Below are 811 nucleotides of genomic sequence, written 5' to 3' on the forward strand. Positions count from 1 at the left end.
GGCGCTGGCGACGCGCCCGAAGCTGCTGCTGCTGGACGAGGTGGCCGCAGGGCTGACCGAAGGCGAGATCGAGGACATGGTGCGGCTGATCCGCCGCATGCGCGACGAGCTGGACCTGACCGTGATCTGGATCGAGCATGCGGTGACAGTGCTGCTGCGCCATGTGGAGCGCGTGATCGTGCTGCACCAGGGGCGCAAGATCGCCGACGGGCCGCCGGCCGAGGTGGTGCGCGACCGCGAGGTGATCGAGGCCTACCTGGGCGACGAGATGATGGACGAGCCGGTGGAGGCGACGCCATGATGTGGTGGCGCCCGGAGCCCTTCGCGCTCGGCGGCAGCGGTCGTGCGCACCTGAAGGTGCAGGGCCTGGCCGCCGGCTACGGGCCGTTCCTCGTGCTGCGCGACCTGACGCTCGAAGCCAGGCCCGGCCTCACGGTGATCCTCGGCCCCAACGGTGCCGGCAAGACGACGCTGCTCAAGGCGCTGGCCGGGCTGATCCCGCGCCGCGGCATCGTCACGCTGGACGGCGAGGACCTGCCCGAGAAGACGCACGAGATCGTGCGTGCCGGCGTCGCGCTGGTCGCCGAGGGGCGCTAGCTGTTCCCGCAGATGACGGTGACCGAGAACCTCGAGCTCGGCGGCTGGCTGGTCGGTACCCCTGCGCCGCCGCGTCGCGGCGACGGTCTCCCGAGGGGATTTCGCCAACTGGCGAAGCCGGATTGGCTCAGCGCCAAGGCCGAGCGCGCGCGCCGCATCGACGAGGCGTTCACCCACTTCCCGAAGCTGCGCGAACGCGCGAACCAGCTCGCCG

At 71.5% G+C, this 811-nt stretch carries 2 protein-coding genes and 1 pseudogene; all 3 read left to right on the forward strand.

The genetic code is table 11. From position 1 onward, the window contains the following. A partial coding sequence (locus L6Q96_23220) for an ABC transporter ATP-binding protein (protein MCK6557461.1) occupies nucleotides 1–301 on the forward strand: 301 nt, incomplete at its 5' end. A 92-nt stretch (nucleotides 302–393) separates the two neighbouring features. Further along, a pseudogene (locus L6Q96_23225) lies at nucleotides 394–597 on the forward strand (ATP-binding cassette domain-containing protein). A gap of 12 nt (nucleotides 598–609) precedes the next feature. Then, a partial coding sequence (locus tag L6Q96_23230) for a hypothetical protein (protein MCK6557462.1) occupies nucleotides 610–811 on the forward strand: 202 nt, incomplete at its 3' end.

This window comes from Candidatus Binatia bacterium (assembly GCA_023150935.1).
In the GTDB taxonomy this organism is placed as follows: Bacteria; Desulfobacterota; Binatia; order HRBIN30; family HRBIN30; genus JAKLJW01.